The 18,831-nt window shown below is 39.2% G+C and carries 21 protein-coding genes; 20 read left to right on the plus strand and 1 reads right to left on the minus strand.

The annotated features are described in order from the left end of the window. Positions 1-186: 186 nt before the first annotated feature. The 5 genes from G6069_RS05195 to G6069_RS05215 all read left to right on the plus strand — a co-directional run bounded on the left by G6069_RS05195 (position 187) and on the right by G6069_RS05215 (position 4,600). Positions 187-513: a dihydroneopterin aldolase gene (locus G6069_RS05195; RefSeq protein ID WP_197293588.1), complete on the plus strand. Its 327-nt coding sequence runs from the start codon at positions 187-189 to the stop codon at positions 511-513. Next, a complete protein-coding gene (gene rsmD / locus G6069_RS05200; protein ID WP_197293589.1) occupies positions 492-1,094 on the plus strand; it encodes a 16S rRNA (guanine(966)-N(2))-methyltransferase RsmD in 603 nt (200 codons plus the stop codon). Before G6069_RS05195 ends, rsmD begins: the two co-directional genes overlap by 22 nt. Before the next feature lie 8 nt (positions 1,095-1,102). Further along, positions 1,103-1,654 (plus strand): flagellar basal body-associated protein FliL, encoded by a 552-nt coding sequence (gene fliL / locus G6069_RS05205; protein ID WP_000797017.1) that lies wholly within the window; start codon positions 1,103-1,105, stop codon positions 1,652-1,654. Positions 1,655-1,660: 6 nt separating this feature from the next. After that, positions 1,661-2,017: a holo-ACP synthase gene (gene acpS / locus G6069_RS05210; protein WP_197293590.1), complete on the plus strand. Its 357-nt coding sequence runs from the start codon at positions 1,661-1,663 to the stop codon at positions 2,015-2,017. 204 nt (positions 2,018-2,221) lie between these two features. Then, a complete protein-coding gene (locus G6069_RS05215; protein ID WP_231628030.1) occupies positions 2,222-4,600 on the plus strand; it encodes a TonB-dependent receptor family protein in 2,379 nt (792 codons plus the stop codon). A gap of 10 nt (positions 4,601-4,610) precedes the next feature. Here the strand turns inward: G6069_RS05215 and G6069_RS05220 are convergent, their stop codons facing one another. Beyond that, a complete protein-coding gene (locus G6069_RS05220; RefSeq protein ID WP_197293591.1) occupies positions 4,611-5,231 on the minus strand; it encodes a M48 family metallopeptidase in 621 nt (206 codons plus the stop codon). Between the two features lie 80 nt (positions 5,232-5,311). Here G6069_RS05220 and G6069_RS05225 point away from each other — a divergent pair, with 80 nt between their 5' ends. From G6069_RS05225 to G6069_RS05295, 15 genes are all read left to right on the plus strand, one after another. Continuing rightward, positions 5,312-6,166, plus strand: coding sequence for a glycosyltransferase family 25 protein (locus tag G6069_RS05225; RefSeq protein WP_197293592.1), 855 nt, complete (start codon positions 5,312-5,314; stop codon positions 6,164-6,166). A 180-nt stretch (positions 6,167-6,346) separates the two neighbouring features. Next, entirely contained in the window at positions 6,347-7,381 is a 1,035-nt protein-coding gene (locus G6069_RS05230) for a bifunctional 3,4-dihydroxy-2-butanone 4-phosphate synthase/GTP cyclohydrolase II (RefSeq protein ID WP_003015215.1), read from the plus strand. 149 nt (positions 7,382-7,530) lie between these two features. After that, positions 7,531-8,307: a DUF3943 domain-containing protein gene (locus G6069_RS05235; RefSeq protein WP_241869592.1), complete on the plus strand. Its 777-nt coding sequence runs from the start codon at positions 7,531-7,533 to the stop codon at positions 8,305-8,307. A gap of 88 nt (positions 8,308-8,395) precedes the next feature. Beyond that, entirely contained in the window at positions 8,396-8,974 is a 579-nt protein-coding gene (ribA, locus tag G6069_RS05240) for a GTP cyclohydrolase II (protein WP_000825061.1), read from the plus strand. An 84-nt stretch (positions 8,975-9,058) separates the two neighbouring features. Further along, on the plus strand, positions 9,059-9,280 hold the full coding sequence (locus tag G6069_RS05245) for a MoaD/ThiS family protein (RefSeq protein WP_021176657.1): 222 nt from the start codon (positions 9,059-9,061) through the stop codon (positions 9,278-9,280). After that, positions 9,281-9,718 carry a molybdopterin synthase catalytic subunit gene (locus tag G6069_RS05250; protein ID WP_079373769.1) on the plus strand — a complete coding sequence of 146 codons (438 nt, stop codon included), beginning with the start codon at positions 9,281-9,283 and terminating at the stop codon, positions 9,716-9,718. Between the two features lie 12 nt (positions 9,719-9,730). Next, the gene (gene mog / locus G6069_RS05255) at positions 9,731-10,261 is read left to right on the plus strand and encodes a molybdopterin adenylyltransferase (protein WP_001193317.1); all 531 of its coding nucleotides are present in this window, start codon (positions 9,731-9,733) and stop codon (positions 10,259-10,261) included. Between the two features lie 9 nt (positions 10,262-10,270). Then, complete coding sequence (moaC, locus tag G6069_RS05260; protein ID WP_001131570.1) at positions 10,271-10,747, plus strand: cyclic pyranopterin monophosphate synthase MoaC; 477 nt, start codon at positions 10,271-10,273, stop codon at positions 10,745-10,747. A gap of 118 nt (positions 10,748-10,865) precedes the next feature. Continuing rightward, the gene (gene hpaA, locus G6069_RS05265) at positions 10,866-11,648 is read left to right on the plus strand and encodes a flagellar sheath lipoprotein HpaA (protein ID WP_000646638.1); all 783 of its coding nucleotides are present in this window, start codon (positions 10,866-10,868) and stop codon (positions 11,646-11,648) included. 28 nt (positions 11,649-11,676) lie between these two features. Then, positions 11,677-12,513, plus strand: coding sequence for an outer membrane protein (locus tag G6069_RS05270; RefSeq protein ID WP_197293593.1), 837 nt, complete (start codon positions 11,677-11,679; stop codon positions 12,511-12,513). Between the two features lie 111 nt (positions 12,514-12,624). Continuing rightward, entirely contained in the window at positions 12,625-13,980 is a 1,356-nt protein-coding gene (gene tig, locus G6069_RS05275; protein ID WP_078303228.1) for a trigger factor, read from the plus strand. A 20-nt stretch (positions 13,981-14,000) separates the two neighbouring features. Next, entirely contained in the window at positions 14,001-14,588 is a 588-nt protein-coding gene (gene clpP / locus G6069_RS05280; RefSeq protein ID WP_000540576.1) for an ATP-dependent Clp endopeptidase proteolytic subunit ClpP, read from the plus strand. A gap of 4 nt (positions 14,589-14,592) precedes the next feature. Further along, the gene (def, locus tag G6069_RS05285) at positions 14,593-15,117 is read left to right on the plus strand and encodes a peptide deformylase (RefSeq protein ID WP_197293594.1); all 525 of its coding nucleotides are present in this window, start codon (positions 14,593-14,595) and stop codon (positions 15,115-15,117) included. A 5-nt stretch (positions 15,118-15,122) separates the two neighbouring features. Beyond that, complete coding sequence (locus tag G6069_RS05290; RefSeq protein ID WP_197293595.1) at positions 15,123-16,643, plus strand: YifB family Mg chelatase-like AAA ATPase; 1,521 nt, start codon at positions 15,123-15,125, stop codon at positions 16,641-16,643. A gap of 24 nt (positions 16,644-16,667) precedes the next feature. Then, a complete protein-coding gene (locus tag G6069_RS05295) occupies positions 16,668-18,728 on the plus strand; it encodes a heavy metal translocating P-type ATPase (RefSeq protein ID WP_197293596.1) in 2,061 nt (686 codons plus the stop codon). The last annotated feature ends 103 nt before the right edge of the window (positions 18,729-18,831 follow it).

Below are 18,831 nucleotides of genomic sequence, written 5' to 3' on the forward strand. Positions count from 1 at the left end.
TTACCTTAAGCGGCATTATACCAAAAAAAAAAAAAAGATGTTACTTGAGCTTTATTTTTAACATTCTGTTTTTCTTTTTTACAAAATGAAACACTTTTTAAGTTTATTTATTTAATATTGGTGTTTAAAAGAAAGAATCGCTATAATTTGAAACCATTTAAGTCTATTTGGGATAAAGGGGGTTTTTTGAAAATTTTTCTTTCTTGCAAGTCTTTGTTGATTCAAAGGAGTTTGGAATTTTATTTGAGCGATTGCCTTTCTTCTGTGGAAGTTTGCGATTTTGTTTTAAGCGATGATGAAACGCTAGAGATTAATAAGCCCCTATGCTTTATAGAAGAGCATTTAAGAAAGCCTTTCACTAAACAGAGCGTGAAAGAAGATGTAAAAAATTTTTATCGCGCTTTAAAGACGAGCGAAAAACCTTGCGAAGAAATCCAACTTTCTAAAGAGCAAAAGATTCAGCAATTACTAGAAGAATACACCCAAAAATTATGCCAAATCATCAGCCAGTAAAAAAATTTAAGATTATTGGGGGGGCTTGTAAGGGATTGGGCTTGAATTTGCCTAACGTTTCTAGCACGCGCCCCACCAAAGCGATCGTAAGAGAGTCGTTTTTTAACACCTTGCAAGCAGAAATTAATGGAGCGCACTTTATAGAAGTGTTTTCAGGCAGTGCTTCTATGGGTTTAGAGGCTTTGAGTAGGGGGGCTAAAAGCGCGGTGTTTTTTGAGCAAAATAAAAGCGCTTATAAGACGCTTTTAGAAAATATTTCCCTTTTTAAAAACCGCTTGAAAAAGGAAATGGAAATTCAAACCTTTTTAGATGACGCTTTCAAGCTTTTGCCGGCGCTGTGTTTAAAAAATGGCGTTTTGAATATCCTTTATTTGGATCCTCCTTTTGAAACGAGCGGGTTTTTAGGGATTTATGAAAAGTGTTTTCACGCTTTAGAAAGGTTATTAAACCGCTCTCATTCAAAAAATCTTTTAGTGGTTTTTGAGCATGAAAGCCTGCATGAGATGCCTAAAAGTCTTGTAACTTTAGCTATAATCAAACAGAAAAAATTCGGGAAAACCACTTTAACTTATTTTCAATAGGAATAGACATGGCAGAAGAACAAGAAAATACCGCGCAACAACCCCCAAAAAAAAGCAAAGCCCTTTTATTTGTCATCATTGGAAGCGTGTTAGTGATGCTTTTATTGGTGGGGGTGATTATCATGCTGCTTATGGGGAATAAGGAAGAATCTAAAGAAAACGCTTCTAAAAACACTCAAGAAGTTCAAGCTAATCCTATGGCGAACAAAAATCAAGAAGCTAAAGAAGGCTCTAATATCCAGCAATATTTGGTGCTTGGGCCTTTGTATGCGATTGATGCGCCTTTTGCGGTGAATTTGGTCTCTCAAAATGGCAGACGCTACCTTAAGGCTTCTATTTCGTTAGAATTGAGCAATGAAAAGCTTTTGAATGAAGTCAAGGTTAAGGACACAGCGATTAAAGACACGATTATAGAAATTCTATCGTCTAAAAGCGTGGAAGAAGTGGTTACTAATAAAGGCAAAAACAAGCTTAAAGATGAAATTAAGAGCCATTTGAATTCGTTTTTGATTGATGGCTTTATTAAAAATGTCTTTTTCACTGATTTTATCATCCAATAGTTTTAAATGATTGGCGTAGATATTGTCTCTATTGCTAGGGTAGAAAAGTGCGTGAAACGCTTTGAAATGAGGTTTTTAGAGCGTTTTTTATCGCCAAGTGAGATTGTTTTATGCAAGGATAAATCTAGCAGTATCGCCGGGTTTTTTGCACTTAAAGAGGCTTGCTCTAAAGCCCTTCAAGTGGGTATTGGTAAGGAATTGAGCTTTTTGGATATACGCATTTCTAAAAGCCCTAAAAACGCCCCCTTAATCACCCTTTCTAAAGAAAAAATGGACTATTTTAATATCCAAAGCTTGAGCGCGAGCATCAGCCATGACGCTGGTTTTGCGATAGCGGTTGTAATGGTTTCTCCGTCAAATTGATAAATAACGCATTCTAAAACCCCCTAACATTCTGTTTTAAAAAAAAACGCTTAGTAGCTTGTTTAAAAAACACAAAAAACCTTTTTCAAATCATTTTGATAACGAATTGTAAATCAATAGAATCAAACTTCAAAATTTAAGTTAATTATAATAATTATTTGTATAATATGCATCGGTTTGAATTAAATAAGAAAGGTTATCATAATGAAAGGTTATTTGAGGGTAAAAACCCCGTATTTTTTAGCGTTGGTCGTTTTGACTTTTTTATCTTTTAATTCTTTTGTAGGCGCGAAAGATAAGCACCATTTTTTAAAAAAAGTTACAACCACCGAGCAAAAATTCAATCCCAGCGCCCCAATTTCATGGCAAAGCGAAGAGGTGCGCAATTCCACAAGCTCTCGCACGGTGATTTCCAACAAAGAACTCAAAAAAACGGGGAATTTGAATATTGAAAACGCCTTGCAAAATGTGCCAGGGATTCAAATCAGAGACGCTACAGGCACGGGCGTGCTACCTAAAATTTCGGTGCGCGGTTTTGGTGGGGGCGGTAATGGGCATAGCAACACCAACATGATTTTAGTCAATGGTATCCCCATTTATGGCGCGCCGTATTCCAATATTGAATTGGCGATTTTCCCTGTAACTTTCCAGTCAGTGGATAGGATTGATGTGATTAAGGGGGGAACGAGCGTCCAATACGGGCCTAACACTTTTGGAGGCGTGGTGAATGTCATCACTAAAGAAATCCCTAAAGAGTGGGAAAATCAAGCGGCTGAAAGGATCACTTTTTGGGGGCGCTCCTCTAATGGGAATTTTGTAGATCCCAAGGAAAAAGGCAAGCCCTTAGCCCAAACTTTAGGAAACCAAATGCTGTTTAACACTTATGGGCGAACGGCCGGGATGTTGGGTAAATATATAGGCATTAGCGCTCAAGGCAATTGGATTAATGGGCAAGGTTTTAGGCAAAATAGCCCTACAAAGGTGCAAAACTACTTGTTGGATGCGATTTATAAGATTAATGCGACCAATACTTTTAAAGCTTATTACCAGTATTATCAATACAACTCTTATCATCCAGGCACTTTGAGCGCGCAAGATTACGCCTATAACCGCTTCATCAACGAGCGCCCTGACAATCAAGATGGAGGGCGAGCCAAGCGCTTTGGGATCGTGTATCAAAACTACTTTGGCGATCCGGATAGGAAAGTGGGGGGCGATTTTAAATTCACTTATTTCACGCATGACATGAGTAGGGATTTTGGCTTTTCCAATCAATACCAAAGCGTGTATATGAGCAGTCAAAATAAGATTTTACCCTTTAAAGGCAAAGGAGAAATCAGCGCGACTAACCCCAATTGCGGTTTGTATTCTTATAGCGATACGAATAGCCCTTGTTGGCAATTTTTTGATCAGCTCCGCCGCTTCGTGGTGAATGCTTTTGAACCAAAACTCAATCTCGCAGTCAATACCGGTAAAGTCAAGCAAACTTTTAACATGGGAATGCGGTTTTTAACCGAAGATTTATACCGCCGATCCACCACCAGGAAAAACCCTAGCATGCCTAATAATGGCAGTGGGTTTGATGCAGGAACTTCACTCAATAATTTCAACAATTATACCGCCGTGTATGCCAGCGATGAAATCAATTTCAATAACGGCATGCTAACGATCACGCCGGGATTGAGATACACTTTTTTAAATTACGAAAAAAAAGACGCTCCCCCTTTTAAAGAAGGTCAAACAGGAAAAACCATTAAAGATCGTTATAACCAATGGAATCCGGCGCTGAATGTCGGCTATAAACCCATTAAGGATTGGTTGTTTTATTTCAATTATCAAAGAAGCTACATTCCGCCACAGTTCAGCAATATCGGTAATTTTGTAGGCACAAGCACGGATTATTTTCAAATCTTTAATGTCATGGAAAGCGGCTCAAGATATTATTTTAACAATCAAGTGAGTTTTAACGCGAATTATTTTGTGATTTTTGCGAATAATTATTTTACCGGGCGCTATGGGGATAATAGAGAGCCGGTCAATGCGAGATCGCAAGGCGTGGAGCTAGAGTTGTATTACACGCCAATTAGAGGGCTTAATTTCCATGCGGCTTACACTTTTATAGACGCTAATATCACAAGCCACACAATGATCACTAACCCTGCTAATCCTAAAGGGCCTAAAAAAGATATTTTTGGCAAAAAACTCCCTTTTGTCAGCCCGCACCAGTTTATTTTAGACGCGAGCTACACTTACGCTAAAACCACGATCGGGTTAAGCTCTTTCTTTTATAGCCGCGCTTATACAGATGTGTTAAACACCGTGCCTTTTACAGAATACGCGCCCACGATTAAAAACGGGGCTATCACTACAAGAACAGCGGGCATGACGCCGTGGTATTGGGTGTGGAATTTGCAAATTTCTAGCACTTTGTGGGAACGCAAAAAGCAAAGCGTTAATGCGAGCTTGCAAATCAATAACATTTTTAACATGAAATATTGGTTTAGCGGGATAGGCACTAGCCCTAACGGGAAAGAAGCCGCGCCTCCTAGAAGCATCACAGCGTATGTGAGTTATCATTTTTAAGGTTTAATCTTTAGGGCTGTAGTTGCTTGAGAAGTTGGGTGTAAAAAACAACCCTTTGTTTTAAACGCTCTCTTAGAGCGCGGTAATTAGGGCAAAAGATTTGAACGCAACGCCAGAAATTTTTGGAATGGTTTTTGTGGATCGTGTGGGCGAGCTCATGGATAATGACATAATCAATCGCTTCTTTTTGGGCGCAAACCAATAAAAGAGCGAAACTCAAGCGGTTATGATAAGAGCAGCTCCCTAAAACTTTGGCGTTGTTCCTAATACTAAAATGGGTATAGGAAGTTTGCATTTTTTGAGCGATCAAAGGGAGTTTTCGCTCCAAATAAGTTTTTAAGATTTTTTTAAGATCTGTTAGGGTGTAATCGTTGGCGTTTTTTACCTCATCAAACACAAGGATTTTGTTTTGATAGGTTTCTAGGCGCGAGCATAAGAGCGAGTGTTTTTCTTGCATGGCTGAAAGGGTTTTTTTTAGCCAAGCTTCTTGCTCTTTTAAAAAAGCGCTCGCTCTAGCTTGAGGGCAAGAATTGGGCATTTTTAGAATCACTTCTAAAGAGGGCGTGATATTCAAGCTCAGGGTTTTGATTTTTTCACTTTTTTGAATGGTAATAGGAATATCATCTAACATAATGCGTATTTTACTAAAATTTGCGCTAGAATGTAAGTCTGTTTATATTGATTTTATTTGTATTAAGAATTAAGGCTAACATGCGTGTTTTTATTATTCATTTAAGCCCCAAAACCTGTCAAAATTTTTCTTTAAAAGAAACTCATATAACCCCCCTTTTAGAGAGCCTTAAACTTCAAGGGGTCTCTTATGAAATTTTTGATGCGATCTATTCTAAAAGCTCTCCCACTCAATTACACCCCTTGATTTTAGAGCATTTGCACCCTTCTTTTGTGATTGAATATTTATTGGCTTTTTGTGAAAATAAAAAACACCCCCCTTGCGCGTTAAAAAATTTCTTTCATGCGATCAAGCATTGCGGGAAGAGGATGGGGTTTGGGGAGCTTGGGTGCTATGCGAGCCATTATTCCTTGTGGCAAAAATGCATAGAGCTCAATGAAGCGATCTGTATTTTAGAAGACGATATTGTTTTAAAAGAGTGTTTTAAAGAAAGCCTGGAGTTTTGTGATAAACACATCAACGAGTTAGGCTATATCCGCTTGATGCATTTAGAAGAAAATGTGGCTAAACAAAAAACTTCCGTTAAAGGGGTTTCTCAAATCTTAAATTTTAAAGATGGCATTGGCACTCAAGGGTATGTTTTAGCCCCCAAAGCCGCACAAAAATTATTGAAATACAGCGCGAAAGAATGGGTGATGCCCATAGATTGCGTGATGGATAGGCATTATTGGCATGGGGTCAAAAACTATGTGTTAGAAGAATTTGCGATCACTTGCGATGGAATGAATTCCCAAAACTCCAACACAGAAAAACAAAGGCCTAAAAAATTACCTTTAAGCATCAGGATTGGCCGTTTTTTGCACAAAAGCGCGGTTAAAATCTTGGATAAAGTTTTTAGGTATAGCCCAAAATTAATCAGAATTGGCAAACATTAGAATAAGTCTTTGAGTATTTCTTGCATGATAGGGGAAGTTTTATTCAATTGATTTAAAGGCTTAGCGGTTTGCTAAATGCGGTTTGCTAAATAAAGCAATAAAGTAATAATCGTTATTAAACATGCTATATTTCTTTTTTCTATAAAACTAAATATTATTGAATAAAACTAGGGAGTTAGAATGATCTTAAGAAGAGTTACTGAAGCTTTAGAAGCGTATAAAAATGGCGAAATGCTTATTGTTATGGACGATGAAGACAGAGAAAATGAGGGGGATTTGGTTTTAGCTGGGATTTTTTCTACCCCTGAGAAAATCAATTTCATGGCCACGCATGCTAGGGGGTTGATTTGCGTGTCTTTGACTAAAGATTTAGCGAAAAAATTTGAATTACCCCCTATGGTTAGCGTGAATGATTCTAACCATGAGACCGCTTTCACGGTTTCCATTGACGCTAAAGAAGCCAAAACCGGGATTTCTGCTTTTGAAAGGCATTTAACGATTGAATTATTGTGTAAGGACACCACCAAACCGAGCGATTTTGTGCGCCCGGGGCATATTTTCCCTTTAATCGCAAAAGATGGAGGCGTGTTAGCGCGCACGGGCCATACGGAAGCGAGCGTGGATTTGTGTAAATTAGCTGGATTAAAGCCGGTGAGCGTGATTTGTGAAATCATGAAAGAAGACGGCTCTATGGCGAGAAGGGGGGATAAATTTTTGAGCGACTTTGCCCTTAAACACAACCTTAAAACCCTCTATGTCTCTGATTTGATTAGCTATCGTTTGGAAAATGAAAGTTTGCTGAAAATGTTTTGCCAAGAAGAAAGGGAATTTTTAAAACACCAAACGCAATGCTACACTTTTTTAGATCACCAGCAAAAAAACCATTACGCTTTTAAATTTAAAGGCGCAAAAACCCATGATTTAGCCCCTTTAGTGCGTTTCCACCCTATCAAAGAGGATTTTGATTTTTTGACGACTGATGCGTTTGAAGTGTTTTTTAAAGCGTTAGAATATTTGAAGCGCGAAGGGGGTTATTTGATCTTTATGAACACGCATTCTAAAGAAAACAATATCGTTAAAGATTTTGGGATCGGGGCGTTGGTGTTAAAAAATTTAGGGATAAAGGATTTTAGGCTTTTAAGCTCTTCTGAAGACAGGCAGTATAAGGCTTTGAGCGGGTTTGGGCTTAAGCTTGTAGAAACGATTAGCCTTTGAGGTCTGTTAAGCTTCATTGAATGCGTTGTAATGTTTTTAAGGTATAATAAGCTCTTTTTAAGTCAAGCAATAAAGTTTGCAACCTGATGAAAGTAATAATAGAGTTTATGCTGATTTCATTAAAAACATTCCTAAAAATATTGTTGAAAATATTCCTAAAAACCTTTCAAAAGATTTGGGTAGTTTGCGTTATTATTTGGGGGTTAGGCTGTAGTTTTTTAAACGCTAATAGCGTTCAATTAGAAGAAACGCTGAGACGCCCTTCTAAAAATCTCTCATGGCATTATTTTAAAAAGAAGTTTAAAAAGAGCAACACGATCCCTTATGCCCCAAATAGCCGTTGGAAATATTTAGGCACGAGTGTTGGGATTTTGGGCGTGTCGTTGGTGATAGGGATTGTGGGGTTGTATCTCATGCCAGAGAGCGTAACGAATTGGGATAAAGAAAAGTTTGGGATCAAAAGTTGGTTTGAAAATGTCCGCATGGGGCCAAAACTAGACAATGATAGTTTTATTTTCAATGAAATTTTGCACCCTTATTTTGGGGCTATGTATTATATGCAACCGCGCATGGCTGGGTTTAGTTGGATGGCCTCAGCGTTTTTTTCTTTTATCACTTCCACGCTTTTTTGGGAATATGGCTTGGAAGCGTTTGTGGAAGTGCCTAGCTGGCAGGATTTAGTGATCACGCCTTTATTGGGTTCGATATTGGGGGAAGGGTTTTACCAGCTCACGCGCTATATCCAACGCAACCAAGGCAAGCTTTTTGGCTCTTTATTTTTAGGGCGTTTGGTTATCGCTCTTATGGATCCTATCGGTTTTATCATTAGGGATTTAGGGCTTGGGGAAGCTTTAGGGATTTATAATAAACATGAAATCCGTTCTAGCTTAAGCCCCAATGGTTTGAATTTAACCTACAAATTTTAAGAATTTAAAATTTAAGAAAATTATAAAGAGTTTTGATAGAATACCTTTTTTTAAAAGATGCGTTTTAAAACTAATTTTAGGAGTATCCTTGAAACGATTAGAAGTCTCTAACCAAGCCAAATTACCCACTCAATTTGGGGAGTTTTATATCCAGTGTTTTAGAGAAAAGGGTTCTAATGGCTCTAAAGATCATTTAGTCATTTTCACCCCTAATTTTTCTCAAAACCCCTTAGTGCGTTTGCATTCAGAATGCTTAACGGGTGATGCTCTAGGCTCTCAAAAATGCGATTGCGGGGGGGCGTTGCAAATGGCGTTAGAAAGGATTTCTAAAGAAGGGGGGCTTGTGATTTATTTGCGCCAAGAAGGGCGTGGGATAGGGCTATTTAACAAAGTCAATGCCTACGCTTTACAGGATAAAGGCTATGATACCATTCAAGCCAATGAAATGATAGGGTTTAAAGACGATGAAAGGGATTATAGTGTTGCGGGTGAGATTTTGGAATATTACCGCATTAAAAAAATGCGCTTGCTCACGAATAACCCTAAAAAAATCGCCGCTTTAGAAAAATACGCTGAGGTAACAAGAGAGAGCTTGATCGTGTGCGCTAACGAACACAATCAAGGGTATTTGGAAGTCAAAAAGCTCAAAATGGGACATTTATTGTGAAAACTAAAAGCGCTTTTCAAAGAGGTTTTAAAAATATTAAAATCATGCTTTTAAAAGATTTAATATAAGGGTAAAGGGTAAATGATGGTAGAAGTACGATTTTTTGGACCCATAAAAGAAGAAAATTTTTTCATCAAAGCGAATGATTTGAAAGAATTAAGGGCGATTTTACAAGAAAAAGAGGGCTTAAAAGAGTGGTTGGGCGTTTGCGCGATAGCCCTTAATGATCACTTAATAGACAATTTAAGCACGCCTTTAAAAGATGGCGATGTGGTAAGTTTATTGCCACCGGTTTGTGGGGGCTAGATGTTAAAAATCGTTCAAGGGGCATTAGATACTGACAAGCTTTTGAAAGCCTACCAAGAGGAAGCTTGCATTAAAAACTTTGGAGCGTTTTGTGTGTTTGTGGGGATTGTGAGGGAAGAGGGTAACATTCAAGGCTTGAGTTTTGATATTCATGAAGCGCTATTAAAGACTTGGTTTGAAAAATGGCACCATAAAGCTAAAAATTTGGGCGTGGTGTTAAAAATGGTGCACAGCCTGGGCGATGTTTTGATAGGACAAAGCTCATTTTTATGCGTTTTAATGGGAAAGAATAGAAAAAATGCCTTAGAACTATACCAAGATTTTATTGAAGATTTTAAGCGTAACGCCCCTATTTGGAAATACGATTTGATTGATAATAAACGCATTTACGCTAAAGAAAGAAGCCACCCTTTAAAAGGGAGTGGGCTTTTAGCTTAAAAAGGAGTTCAAATGCAAACGATTCATATAGGCGTTTTGAGCGCGAGCGATAGAGCGTCAAAAGGGATTTATGAAGATTTAAGCGGCAAGGCGATACAAGAAGTGTTGAGCGAATACCTACTCAATCCTTTAGAATTTCATTATGAAATTGTCGCTGATGAAAGGGACTTGATTGAAAAATCGCTCATTAAAATGTGCGATGAATACCAATGCGATCTAGTCGTTACTACAGGAGGCACAGGCCCTGCTTTAAGAGACATAACCCCAGAAGCCACAGAAAAAGTGTGCCAAAAAATGCTTCCTGGGTTTGGAGAGCTTATGCGAATGACTAGCTTAAAATACGTGCCTACAGCGATTCTATCGCGCCAGAGTGCTGGCATTAGGAATAAGAGTTTGATCATCAATCTTCCTGGTAAGCCAAAAAGCATTAGAGAATGTTTAGAGGCGGTTTTTCCAGCGGTTCCTTATTGCGTGGATTTGATTTTAGGGAATTACATGCAAGTGAATGAAAAAAACATTCAAGCGTTTCGCCCCAAACAATAGGATAAAAAAATGCCGCTCACTCATTTGAATGGAGAAAATCAGCCTAAAATGGTGGATATAGGGGATAAAGAAACCACTGAAAGAATCGCTCTAGCAAGCGGTCGTATTAGCATGAATAAAGAGGCTTATGACGCTATTATCAATCATTGCGTCAAAAAGGGTCCGGTGTTGCAGACCGCTATTATTGCTGGGATCATGGGGGCTAAAAAGACAAGCGAGCTCATTCCCATGTGCCATTCAATCATGCTCAATGGGGTGGATATTGACATTTTAGAAGAAAAAGAGACTTGCAGTTTTAAACTCTATGCCAGAGTCAAAACTCAAGCTAAAACGGGCGTAGAAATGGAAGCACTAATGAGTGTGAGCATAGGGCTTTTAACCATTTATGACATGGTGAAAGCCATTGACAAGAGCATGACAATTAGCGGTGTGATGTTGGAGCATAAAAGTGGAGGTAAAAGCGGGGATTATAACGCTAAAAAATAGAAAAAGACTGATAATCTAAAGATGTTAGGCTAAAATAACATTTTGACAACAAAAGCGTGTTGGTTGCTTCGGGTTTGTTGTTATAGAAGTCTAAAATATTACAATCAAGGATAGAACGATGAAAGCAAATAATCATTTTAAAGATTTTGCATGGAAAAAATGCCTTTTAGGCGCGAGCGTGGCGGCTTTATTAGTGGGATGCAGCCCGCATATTATTGAAACCAATGAAGTCGCTTTGAAATTGAATTACCATCCAGCTAGCGAGAAAGTTCAAGCGTTAGATGAAAAGATTCTACTTTTAAAGCCAGCTTTCCAATACAGCGATAATATTGCTAAAGAGTATGAAAATAAATTCAAGAATCAAACCGTGCTCAAGGTTGAAGAGATCTTGCAAAATCAGGGCTACAAGGTTATCAATGTGGATAGTAGCGATAAAGACGATTTTTCTTTTGCGCAAAAAAAAGAAGGGTATTTGGCTGTCGCTATGAATGGCGAAATTGTTTTACGCCCCGATCCTAAAAGAACCATACAGAAAAAATCAGAACCCGGGTTATTATTCTCCACTGGTTTGGATAAAATGGAAGGGGTTTTAATCCCGGCCGGTTTTGTCAAGGTTACCATACTAGAGCCTATGAGTGGGGAATCTTTGGATTCTTTTACGATGGATTTGAGCGAGTTGGACATCCAAGAAAAATTCTTAAAAACCACCCATTCAAGCCATAGTGGGGGGTTAGTTAGCACTATGGTTAAGGGAACGGATAATTCTAATGACGCGATCAAGAGCGCTTTGAACAAGATTTTTGCAAATATCATGCAAGAAATAGACAAAAAGCTCACTCAAAAGAATTTAGAATCTTATCAAAAAGACGCCAAGGAATTAAAAGGCAAAAGAAACCGATAAAAACAAATACGCATAAGATAAAGAACGCTTGAACAAACTGCTTAAAAAGGGGTTTTTAGCGTTCTTTTTGAGCGTGTATTTAAGGACTGATGATCTGGTTACTTACACCATCATCAAAAAAGAAGATCTAGGGTACCAGCGGTTTTTAGCCAAGAAGTGTTTAAGGGGCAAGGCCCACCCTCCATGTTTTGCTGAGCCTAAAAAGCCCAAGAGAAAACCTTTTAACACAGACAAAAGCTCCCATTATTATGGCACAAGCGTGGTGCAAATGTCATGGCTGCAGAGCAGGGAAAAATTTGAAAACCATTCAAAATACCGAGACATTCCTTTTGCTGAAGTCAGTTTGATTTATGGCTATAAACAATTTTTTCCTAAAAAAGAGCGCTACGGCTTCCGTTTTTATGTCTCTTTGGATTATGCTTATGGGTTTTTTCTTAAAAATAAAGGCGTTTTAGGCGATAGTTTGAGAGAGAGTTCGCAGATCCCTAAAAGCTATAGAGAAAAATTGCAAAGAAAAGAGACTTTTATTAACGCTATTTTTTATGGCGCGGGAGCTGACTTTTTATACAAACGCGCTTTTGGGACGCTGATTTTAGGGATGAATTTCGTGGGAGAAACCTGGTTTTATGAAACAAAGATTTTTAAAAAGTGGGCTAAAGATCCTTTGAGTGTTTATCACCCTTACATGTTTCAAGTGATGCTGAATGTGGGGTATCGTTACCGCTTTTCAAGGTATAAGAATTGGGCGATAGAATTTGGCGCGCGCATCCCTTTTTTAACCAATGATTATTTTAAAACCCCTTTATACACCCTTCATTTCAAGCGCAATATTTCTGTCTATCTCACTTCAACTTATGATTTTTAGTTTTTTAAATTTTTGAAAACCAGAATTAAAACCGCTTTTTATCAACCGGAATTAAAACAAATTAAGCTATAATGATACAAAACTTTAATTTTTTAACCATTAAGGAAAAAAATGAATCTTGAAGTGAAAAAGATTGACACCGCTAACGCCCGTTTGAGCGCTAAACCTTCCATTGAGAATTTAGAAAAGCGTTATGATAAAATCGCTCAAAAAATCGCCCAAAAAGTTAAAATTGATGGCTTTAGAAGAGGTAAAGTCCCCCTTAGTTTAGTGAAAACCCGTTATCAAGCCCAAATTGAACAAGACGCTCAAGAAGAAATGATTCAAGAGGTTTTAAAAAACGCTCTTAAGGAATTAGGGATTGAAAATAAGGATCTCATCGGCAGCCCCAATCTCACTAAATTTGAAAAAAAAGACACGCATTTTGAAATAGAAGCGGATATTGGCTTAAAACCCACGATTGTTTTAGACAAGATCAAAGAGTGTGTGCCTAGCGTGGGAGTGGAAGTTCCAAATGAAGAAAAAATCAATGAGCGTTTGAAACAGCTCGCTAAAGATTACGCGAAATTTGTGGATGCTGACGCTCAAAGAAAAGCCCAAAACGACGATAAATTGACGATTGATTTTGAAGGCTTTATAGATAATGCGCCTTTTGAAGGGGGCAAGGCTGAGAATTTCACTTTGATTTTAGGCAGTAAGCAAATGCTAGAAGATTTTGAAAAGGCTCTTTTAGGCATGCAAGCTAGCGAAGAAAAAGAATTCCCTTTGACTTTCCCTAGCGGATACCACGCAGAGCATTTGGCCGGCAAAGAAGCCCTTTTTAAAGTGAAATTGCACCAGATTCAAGCGCGTGAAGCGTTAGAAATCAATGACGAACTCGCTAAAATCGTGCTAGCCAATGAAGAGAATGCGACTTTAAAGCTTTTAAAAGAAAGGGTTGAGGGGCAGTTATTTTTAGAAAATAAAGCTAGGCTCTATAACGAAGAGCTGAAAGAAAAATTGATTGAAAATTTAGACGAAAAGATCGTTTTTGATTTGCCTAAAACGATCATAGAGCAAGAAATGGATTTGTTGTTCAGGAACGCTCTTTATTCCATGCAAGCTGAAGAAGTCAAATCCTTACAAGAAAGTCAAGAAAAAGCCAAAGAAAAGCGTGAGAGCTTTAGGAACGATGCGACAAAAAGCGTGAAAATCACTTTTATCATTGACGCTTTAGCGAAGGAAGAAAAAATTGGCGTGCATGACAATGAAGTCTTTCAAACCTTGTATTATGAAGCGATGATGACAGGGCAAAACCCAGAAAATCTCATTGAACAATACCGCAAAAATAACATGTTAGCGGCGGTGAAAATGGCGATGATTGAAGATCGGGTGTTAGCTTATTTGTTAGATAAAAACCTGCCTAAAGAGCAACAAGAAATTTTGGAAAAAATGAGGCCTAACGCTCAAAAAACTCAAGTGGGTTAAACGATTAAAAGGGAAAAATGATGGGATACATTCCTTATGTAATAGAAAATACAGAGCGTGGCGAACGCAGTTATGATATTTACTCGCGCCTTTTAAAGGATCGCATTGTTTTATTGAGCGGTGAGATTAATGACAGCGTGGCGTCTTCTATCGTGGCCCAACTCTTGTTTTTGGAAGCCGAAGACCCTGAAAAAGACATTGGCTTGTATATCAATTCTCCCGGTGGGGTGATAACAAGCGGTCTTAGCATTTATGACACCATGAATTTTATCCGCCCTGATGTTTCCACGATTTGCATCGGTCAAGCGGCTTCTATGGGGGCGTTTTTACTGAGCTGTGGGGCTAAGGGCAAGCGCTTTTCACTGCCCCATTCAAGGATTATGATCCACCAGCCTTTAGGGGGGGCTCAAGGGCAAGCGAGCGATATTGAAATCATTTCTAATGAGATTCTCAGGCTTAAGGGTTTGATGAATTCTATTTTGGCTCAAAACTCAGGGCAGAGTTTGGAACAAATCGCTAAAGACACGGACAGGGATTTTTATATGAGCGCTAAAGAAGCTAAAGAGTATGGCTTGATTGATAAAGTGTTACAGAAAAATGTAAAGTGATTGCATGGCGTTATTAGAGATTATCCATTACCCTTCTAAAATCTTAAGAACGCTTTCTAAAGAGGTCGTTTCTTTTGATTCAAAACTCCACCAACAACTAGATGACATGCATGAAACCATGATTGCTAGTGAGGGGATAGGCTTAGCCGCAATTCAAGTGGGCTTACCCTTAAGAATGCTCATTATCAATCTCCCGCAAGAAGACGGCGTGCAACACAAGGAAGACTGCTTGGAAATCATTAACCCTAAATGGATAGAAACTAAGGGGTCAATGATATATAGAGAAGGGTGCTTGTCTGTGCCGGGGTTTTATGAAGAGGTGGAGCGTTTTGAAAAGGTTAAAATAGAGTATCAAAACCGCTTCGCTGAAGTGAAAGTTTTAGAAGCGAGCGAGCTTTTAGCCGTAGCCATTCAGCATGAGATCGATCACCTCAATGGCGTGTTATTCGTGGATAAATTATCCATTTTGAAGCGTAAGAAATTTGAAAAAGAACTCAAAGAGCTGCAAAAACAACAAAAACACAAGTAACCACCATGATTAACACGATATTTTGCGCAACCATGCAAAGGGGGGTGGCAGAAATCGTGGCTGTGGAAGCGACTTTCACAAGGGCTTTGCCGGCGTTTGTGATTTCGGGCCTGGCTAATAACTCTATCCAAGAAGCCAAGCAGAGGGTCCAATCGGCTTTACAAAATAACGATTTCACTTTCCCGCCTTTAAAAATCACCATCAACCTTTCCCCTTCAGATTTGCCTAAATCCGGGAGCCATTTTGATTTGCCTATCGCTCTTTTAATCGCTTTGCAAAAACAAGAGTTGGCTTTTAAAGAGTGGTTTGCTTTTGGGGAGTTAGGGCTTGATGGCAAGATCAAACCCAATCCTAACATTTTCCCCATGCTTTTAGACATTGCTATTAAGCGCCCCCATGCCAAAATCATTGCGCCTAAGGCTAATGAAGAGCTTTTTTCGCTCATCCCTAATTTGCAATGCTTTTTTGTGGAGCATTTTAAAGAAGCGTTAGAAATTTTGCAAAACCCTGAAACCAAAGCAGACACTCACACGAAAAAACTACCCTTTAAAACGATAGAATTGAACGATAAAGAGTATTATTTTTCAGACGCCTATGCCTTAGATTTTAAAGAAGTCAAGGGGCAAGCTGTCGCTAAAGAAGCCGCTTTGATCGCTAGCGCTGGGTTTCATAACTTGATTTTAGAAGGAAGTCCAGGGTGCGGGAAAAGCATGATTATTAATCGCATGCGTTATATCTTGCCTCCATTGAGCCTGAATGAAATCTTAGAAGCGACAAAATTACGCATTTTAAGCGAGCAAGACAGCGCCTATTACCCTTTAAGAAGCTTTAGAAACCCTCACCAGAGCGCTTCAAAATCCAGCATTTTAGGCTCAAGCTCTTTAAGAGAGCCAAAACCTGGCGAAATCGCGCTAGCACATAACGGCATGCTTTTTTTTGATGAATTGCCTCATTTTAAAAAGGATATTTTGGAAGCTTTAAGAGAGCCTTTAGAAAACAATAAATTAGTGATCTCACGAGTGCATAGCAAGATTGAATACGAAACCTCTTTTTTATTTGTAGGGGCTCAAAACCCTTGTTTGTGCGGGAATTTACTCAGCGCGACCAAAGCATGCCGTTGCCAAGACAGAGAAATCACGCAGTATAAAAACCGCTTGAGCGAGCCTTTTTTGGACAGGATTGATTTGTTCGTGCAAATGGAAGAGGGGAATTATAAAGACACGCCGTCGCATTCTTGGACTTCAAAAGAGATGCATGAATTAGTATTATTAGCTTTCAAACAGCAAAAGTTAAGGAAACAGAGCGCTTTTAATGGTAAGCTTAATGAAGAGCAGATAGAACGATTTTGCCCTTTAAACGCTGAAGCAAAAAAGTTGTTAGAGCAGGCGGTTGAAAGGTTTAATCTGTCCATGCGCTCTGTGAATAAGGTCAAAAAAGTCGCTAGGACGATTGCGGATTTAAACGCTTGCGAGAATATAGAAAAATCTCACATGCTTAAAGCGCTGAGTTTTAGAAAGATTTCTTAAAAGGATTTTTATAAGGGAGAGAAAATGCAAGAATACCACATTCACAATTTGGATTGCCCTGATTGCGCGTCTAAATTAGAAAGGGATTTAAACAAACTAGACTATGTGAAAAAAGCTCAAATCAATTTCAGCACCAGTAAGTTGTTTTTGGATACGAGCGATTTTGAAAAAGTTAAGGATTTCATCAAGCAGAATGAACCGCATTTGAGCCTATCTTTTAAAGAAGCCGCAGAAAAGCCCTTGAGTTTTACCCCACTCATTGTTACGATCGCTGTCTTTTTGGGCGCGATTTTAATCTTGCACCTAGATCCTAGCCCTTTGATTGAAAAAGCGGTGTTCGTGGTGCTTGCTTTAGTGTATCTCATAAGCGGTAAAGATGTGATTTTAGGGGCGTTTCGTGGGCTTAGAAAAGGGCAATTTTTTGATGAAAACGCTTTGATGCTCATTGCGACTATTGCGGCTTTTTGCGTGGGGGCTTATGAAGAGAGCGTCTCTATCATGGTGTTTTATTCAGCGGGCGAATTTTTGCAAAAACTCGCTATCGCTCGCTCTAAAAAATCCCTTAAGGCTTTAGTGGATGTCGCTCCTAATTTAGCCTACTTGAAGAAGGGCGATACATTAGTGAGCGTTGCGCCTGAAGATTTAAGAATTAATGACATTGTGGTGGTGAAAGTCGGCGAAAAAGTGCCTGTGGATGGCGTGGTAGTTAAGGGCGAAAGCTTGCTAGATGAAAGGGCGTTGAGTGGGGAGTCCATGCCTGTTAATGTCAGCGAACGCTCTAAAGTTTTAGGGGGGAGCTTGAATTTAAAAGCGGTCCTTGAAATCCAAGTAGAGAAACTTTATAAAGATTCTTCTATCGCTAAAGTGGTGGATTTAGTCCAACAAGCCACGAATGAAAAGAGCGAAACAGAGAAATTTATCACTAAATTTTCACGCTACTACACCCCAAGCGTTTTATTCATCGCCTTAATGATCGCCATATTACCGCCCTTATTTTCTATGGGGAGCTTTGATGAGTGGATTTATAGGGGGCTTGTGGCTTTAATGGTGAGCTGCCCTTGCGCGTTAGTGATTTCTGTGCCTTTAGGGTATTTTGGAGGCGTGGGAGCGGCGAGCCGAAAGGGCATTTTAATGAAAGGCGTGCATGTTTTAGAGGTGCTTACCCAAGCTAAAAGCATCGCTTTTGATAAAACCGGCACTTTGACTAAAGGCGTTTTTAAAGTAACAGATATTGTGCCGCAAAACGGGCATTCTAAAGAAGAAGTTTTGCATTACGCTTCTTGTTCGCAACTCCTATCCACGCACCCTATCGCTTTATCCATTCAAAAAGCATGCGAAGAAATGTTAAAGGACGATAAGCACCAGCATGACATTAAAAATTACGAAGAATTGAGCGGGATGGGGGTTAAAGCGCAATGCCATACGGATTTGATTATCGCAGGGAATGAAAAAATGCTCGATCAATTCCATATCGCGCACAGCCCTTCCAAAGAAAACGGCACGATCGTGCATGTGGCTTTTAACCAAACTTATGTGGGCTATATCGTCATTAGCGATGAGATTAAAGATGACGCCATAGAGTGCTTAAGGGATTTAAAAGCGCAAGGGATAGAAAATTTTTGCATTTTGAGCGGGGACAGAAAAAGTGCGACTGAGAGCATCGCTCAAACTCTAGGCTGTGAATATCATGCGAGCTTGTTGCCTGAAGAAAAAACGAGCGTGTTTAAAACTTTCAAAGAACGCTATAAAGCCCCGGCGATTTTTGTAGGCGATGGCATCAATGACGCTCCGACTTTAGCGAGCGCTGATGTGGGGATTGGCATGGGGAAAGGCTCAGAATTGAGCAAGCAAAGCGCGGACATTGTGATCACTAATGACTCCTTAAATTCTTTAGTGAAAGTTTTAGCGATCGCTAAAAAAACTAAAAGCATTATTTGGCAAAATATCTTGTTCGCTTTGGGGATTAAGGCGGTTTTTATCGTGCTAGGGCTTATGGGGGTAGCGAGCTTGTGGGAAGCGGTCTTTGGCGATGTGGGGGTTACGCTTTTAGCTTTAGCCAATTCCATGCGCGCGATGAGGGCTTAAAAAAGAGCCTTTTTATCGCTAGCGTTTTAGAAATTTAAAGGGGGCCAAATGCATAAAATAGAGCGCTTACTCCAAACTTTAGCACCTAAGGGGGTGGAGTTTA

The sequence above is a fragment of the Helicobacter pylori genome, assembly GCF_017594925.1.
Classification (GTDB): domain Bacteria; phylum Campylobacterota; class Campylobacteria; order Campylobacterales; family Helicobacteraceae; genus Helicobacter; species Helicobacter pylori_DP.

Excerpts from the sequence above, each read along its gene's own strand:
- rsmD (WP_197293589.1), top strand. The coding sequence starts at position 492 with ATGCCAAATCATCAGCCAGTAAAAAAATTTAAGATTATTGGGGGGGCT.
- fliL (WP_000797017.1), top strand. The coding sequence starts at position 1,103 with ATGGCAGAAGAACAAGAAAATACCGCGCAACAACCCCCAAAAAAAAGC.
- acpS (WP_197293590.1), top strand. The coding sequence starts at position 1,661 with ATGATTGGCGTAGATATTGTCTCTATTGCTAGGGTAGAAAAGTGCGTG.
- G6069_RS05215 (WP_231628030.1), top strand. The coding sequence starts at position 2,222 with ATGAAAGGTTATTTGAGGGTAAAAACCCCGTATTTTTTAGCGTTGGTC.
- G6069_RS05220 (WP_197293591.1), bottom strand. The coding sequence starts at position 5,231 with ATGTTAGATGATATTCCTATTACCATTCAAAAAAGTGAAAAAATCAAA.
- G6069_RS05225 (WP_197293592.1), top strand. The coding sequence starts at position 5,312 with ATGCGTGTTTTTATTATTCATTTAAGCCCCAAAACCTGTCAAAATTTT.
- G6069_RS05230 (WP_003015215.1), top strand. The coding sequence starts at position 6,347 with ATGATCTTAAGAAGAGTTACTGAAGCTTTAGAAGCGTATAAAAATGGC.
- G6069_RS05245 (WP_021176657.1), top strand. The coding sequence starts at position 9,059 with ATGGTAGAAGTACGATTTTTTGGACCCATAAAAGAAGAAAATTTTTTC.
- G6069_RS05250 (WP_079373769.1), top strand. The coding sequence starts at position 9,281 with ATGTTAAAAATCGTTCAAGGGGCATTAGATACTGACAAGCTTTTGAAA.
- mog (WP_001193317.1), top strand. The coding sequence starts at position 9,731 with ATGCAAACGATTCATATAGGCGTTTTGAGCGCGAGCGATAGAGCGTCA.
- moaC (WP_001131570.1), top strand. The coding sequence starts at position 10,271 with ATGCCGCTCACTCATTTGAATGGAGAAAATCAGCCTAAAATGGTGGAT.
- hpaA (WP_000646638.1), top strand. The coding sequence starts at position 10,866 with ATGAAAGCAAATAATCATTTTAAAGATTTTGCATGGAAAAAATGCCTT.
- tig (WP_078303228.1), top strand. The coding sequence starts at position 12,625 with ATGAATCTTGAAGTGAAAAAGATTGACACCGCTAACGCCCGTTTGAGC.
- clpP (WP_000540576.1), top strand. The coding sequence starts at position 14,001 with ATGGGATACATTCCTTATGTAATAGAAAATACAGAGCGTGGCGAACGC.
- def (WP_197293594.1), top strand. The coding sequence starts at position 14,593 with ATGGCGTTATTAGAGATTATCCATTACCCTTCTAAAATCTTAAGAACG.
- G6069_RS05290 (WP_197293595.1), top strand. The coding sequence starts at position 15,123 with ATGATTAACACGATATTTTGCGCAACCATGCAAAGGGGGGTGGCAGAA.
- G6069_RS05295 (WP_197293596.1), top strand. The coding sequence starts at position 16,668 with ATGCAAGAATACCACATTCACAATTTGGATTGCCCTGATTGCGCGTCT.